The organism is Rhizobium sp. SRI_017 (genome assembly GCF_057586295.1).
Genome location: NZ_JBYCZP010000121.1, coordinates 1 through 247 on the forward strand (window position 1 = coordinate 1; position 247 = coordinate 247).

Below are 247 nucleotides of genomic sequence, written 5' to 3' on the forward strand. Positions count from 1 at the left end.
GTTCTTGCCTCTGCCGGTGACGCGGCGAAAGAGGGGGCCTTTGGCGAGCTTTGCGAAGCGGATCCAGGTCTCGACCGCGACGACCGGGCAGGTGGCGTCAGAGGAGCCGCGGCCGACCTCGACCTCGCGCCAGCCGGTCTTGCCGCGCAAGGTGACGAGCAGGCCTTTGTCGAGGATCTCGATCCAGCCCGAAGACTCCTCGGTCTGGTCGCGACCGAGGTCGAGGCCAGTGATTTCCGAACGGCGA

General features: G+C 67.2%; 1 protein-coding gene. It reads right to left on the reverse strand.

The annotated features are described in order from the left end of the window. A partial coding sequence (locus AC2YI2_RS35320; protein WP_487391163.1) for a site-specific integrase occupies positions 1-247 on the reverse strand: 247 nt, incomplete at both ends.